Source organism: Ruegeria sp. HKCCD8929, from assembly GCF_013031405.1.
In the GTDB taxonomy this organism is placed as follows: Bacteria; Pseudomonadota; Alphaproteobacteria; order Rhodobacterales; family Rhodobacteraceae; genus Ruegeria.
Genome location: NZ_WPZY01000101.1, coordinates 1 through 3874, shown reverse-complemented (window position 1 = coordinate 3874; position 3874 = coordinate 1). Strand labels below are relative to the sequence as shown.

Annotated in this window: 3 protein-coding genes; all 3 read right to left on the bottom strand. The window is 47.5% G+C overall.

The window, feature by feature from the left end:
* Positions 1–534 precede the first annotated feature (534 nt).
* Positions 535–2694, bottom strand: coding sequence for a hypothetical protein (locus tag GOX53_RS28985; protein ID WP_171182346.1), 2160 nt, complete (start codon positions 2692–2694; stop codon positions 535–537).
* 98 nt (positions 2695–2792) lie between these two features.
* On the bottom strand, positions 2793–3284 hold the full coding sequence (locus GOX53_RS28980; protein ID WP_171182345.1) for a hypothetical protein: 492 nt from the start codon (positions 3282–3284) through the stop codon (positions 2793–2795).
* A gap of 399 nt (positions 3285–3683) precedes the next feature.
* The coding region (locus GOX53_RS28975; RefSeq protein WP_171182344.1) for a transposase at positions 3684–3874 on the bottom strand (191 nt) is incomplete at its 5' end.

The window sequence follows — 3874 nt, the reverse complement described above, 5'->3', positions numbered from 1 at the left end:
GACACCCAACCGGAAGATTCCAGATCAAACCGGCCCTGATCGCGGGGGAAGGTCACTGTTAGCGGCTGACGTTGGCGCATTTGTCCACGAACTTCTGCTATAGCCCAAATGTCGAATGCTGCGCATCGCGGTGATGGCTACCTTCTGGTTTGTGCAAAACAGACCGGAAAGGGAGAACTTCTGCGGACGCGACCTAGCTGTAGAATTTAAACAACTTGTTTCAACACACTATAAGGATATTTCAATTGGCCCAAGAAAAAGCACCAGGCGTGACATGAGACAGGTCGCGATCAATAGACTCAGTGACTGCTAAACTCCATACGACGGATTGAATTTCGTCAAAGCACTTCTCGTCGACAGAAACCGACCCTTCGTTTACGGCAATATGGGGAAGAACTGCACCAATATATCTAACACAACGACGGTATCGCCGTCTGGTTTCACAATTAAGGCCATTTCGGGTCAGCCTTGCTTGAATCCGGTTCCGGAGTTTCGTTAGATACAAGGTGTTCAGTTCAGGCATTTTGTCCCCCCTTAGCCCAAGCTCGCTTTAAGACTTTGGAATGATTTTGTCGCTTCCGCAACTTCAATTGGGTTTGACCCTGTATGACGGGCGCTTATCACAATCGACTGACATTCTTCCAACAAAGCTCGCCCGTAGTCTGCCATTGACGGTCGAAGGTCTTTGTATTTTCGCCAAGCTGAACGCGAGTTTTCCTTCATTGTTTTGAGAGTATCTTTCTCGATCTCCAAAAGGTGTTCAAGCAGATGGCAAGCATTAACCACCGCTAACAATGTCGCTTCAAGAAAGGTGGTATTAGCACTTCGGAAACCACCCTCAACCACTAGGCTGTCAGGCCAATACCCTGCAAACGAAGCGCTATCGAGATATGAAACCCGAAATGCAGACCCATTAATTAAAAAACGTCCGCATGGCGTGATTCTAAATGCTCGATCGCGGGGTGCCACATTGCCAAATTGTGTTACAGGAACAACCAGGCCAACAATTGTCATCCAGCCGAGAAGAAATTCCGTTAGTCGTAATCCCTCAATGTCCTGTTCGACAGTGCCGACACTCACTAGAAATTTATGGAGTATAGCAGCGGTCACGTAACCCCGTTTACTTGTCGCCAACCTTCCCAGCAACATGTAGGGCGCAATAGAAATTCGCTCCACGCTGACCGAGAAAGAAGCGTCAACAAATCCATTGAAAATCAGATCGCCGACCGATCCGTCATCTAATTGAACGTCCATAGCGCCAATAACATCTGGCGGAAACTCGTCCCCTTCTAGGCATTTGCCAAGATGTGCCGATGATAGATAAATTCGGCAACCAATCTCCTTTGAATGAGCCTGAAAAACGAGAGACCTTCCAACCTCATAGTCGCGGATAGATTCGCGTGTCAGCCCCTCTACAAACTCGTCAAATATACGTCGTTGGACACCCGCCTCGATCACCCTTTGCCTAAAAACTTCGTTATCATGGGTGAGACGGTTAAAAAGAATTATGAGTAATCTTCCAAAATGGGCTTTCATATTTCGCACATTCCATGAAAATAGCGACGAAATTGGGCGTCTTTCGATTTCTGGAAGATACCTGCTAATATGCGAACTTAGAGAAGAGACAATTGCGTTGACAAATTCCCTCCGTTCGGATGAGGCAACACGATCTCCACAAATTCTCCGGGTGATAATAGTTCCAACTGACCGATAGGACGGAGGGCAAACCCAGTTGAAATCTGTCACTCTTCTTCCAACTGGATTTCGAGTTAACTTTCGTTGTACGATGCTAAGGGTAGTGTCGCGAATATATATCAGAAAGTGAGCGTTAGCGTTTGTTAAAAAGACGCGTTTCGATTTCTGACTTATCAAACTTCTATCAAGAAACTCGCATAGCTTGGCGACAGGTTCCGAAATTTGCTGGCCGTTGAACGCTTCTAGGGGGCTCACCGCGTCAAAGCCGTCAAAAGAAAAAACAAACTTAATTCCCAGCTGATAAATCGCTCTCTCAACTAGGGCCTGATATTCTTCAGGATCGACGCTTCCAAGCCAATTTCTTACAACTTTCGAAAATTCACCTAACCAAGGTGTTTCATCGATATAATCTATATTTTCGCCTTGGTTTCGTAAATTCTCTAATTCTCGGGAAAACTGCGTTTCTCTGAATGGCTCTATCAGGAGGTCGAATTCGTTGGCTGAGGCGCCAATGCAAACATAAGAAATTAGATCTCTTGCCGCAGCGTAAAACACATAGTCGTCAAGCTCGTAATCATGACTCCAACGATACTCAATTCTAGAAGGAACGACTTTTGAGGACCAGAATTCGACAACCCCAGCAGTGAATAGACCTTTGCTAAAAGCTGTCTTTCCGGAACCCGTAGGCCCAACAATAATTTTGACTGTCTCCTGGGGTGCGTTTCGAATGAATACCGAAAGCGTCTCAGCTTTCCTCTTGTAGACCTCACCGGCTTTTCGCACTGTGGCGTCCTTATCGGCCAACTGAAGGTTTACCACTAGAGATTCAAGCGGAGCGTCTGGTTCTACACCTTGGAGCAGTTCAGGGTTCAGAATGGCGAGGTTTTCAAAGAAATTTCTTGCGTCTTGTCCGGAAATGAAATTGTAACGACTACTTATCTCGTCTACAGAAACGCCAAATGCGTACCGACCGGTTTCGTTCTGAATTTGCCTTACCATGTTGTCATATCGAAGTGAGTCATAACCCGAGACAGGACTCTCAAACCACGGCAGGCGCGATGCTCGCGGCATCCGCGTGAGGACACTAGGCGCCTTCTTCAAAATTTACTCGCTTTCAGAATTTCTATGATAGTCGGCTCCAATTTTCTTCCACCGTCAACAAGTAACCCAACACTGCAGAGGTATGTAAGGACCGAGTTTATTTGCTGCCTGTAGTCAATTTTTAATCGCTCTAATTGTTGTATCTCTTCGGCAATATGCACGTCTCCTTCGGTTGGGACAAACCCGGACTTCTCAAGCAAAATCACGGCCTCAACTAGCGATAGGCGACATATTTTGTCTATATAGTACTGCGCAATCGTCTCTTGATCGGTTAGATGCCCATTGATAGCCAATATACCTGCTAGATAAGCGCCCGCATGCGTTTCGCTGTTCGGGACTCTCTCGCCGACCCGGACAATTGCGCGCAGTGTGGCTTCGTTGTCGTCAACCCTCTCCTTTAGCTTCTTGAGCCTGAATTCAATTAGCTGTGCGAAACGAGCGGCCTTGAGCTCTGCGTTCTCGGCGCGATACTCATCGATGTATCTCATCAGGGCAGCTGTCGCAGGAGTTAGCTGCATTAAAGAGGGAAGCATCCTTTTCACAAGAAGCCAACTAAAAATAAATATTGCATCGCTTGCCGACAATCAAAATCAACTACCGACTACCGTGACGAGTGCATGTAGTTATGTCAAGGGAGGGTAGTATGGGATCCATGGATGGGTCCTAGCGAGACCCACATGGTGCTCACCATGTCTTAATCACAAAGACGCTCTGTCGATGATTGTTGACTTTGCTCCCTGCCGAAATCCAGCGCAGCTCGTGCACAATTTGGGTTTGTTTCAATGATATCAACATGAAGGACGCATTTGTGCTACTCATGAGTTTGCAAACCAACGCTGATCGATTGCGAATAGGCTTTACGTCCAGCCTAGGGTCAGGATTCATAACTAATAGATGACGAGAGCGGCGAGCGCGATGGCCGAGAGGAACACCTTTGGGGATCGGTCATAGCGTGTTGCCACGCGGCGCCAGTCCTTGAGCCTGCCGAACATGATCTCGATCCTGCAGCGGCGCTTGTCGTATCGGACAGGCTTGTCGCGTGATTGTCGCGCTGGGATGCAGGGCCTAATTCCCCTGT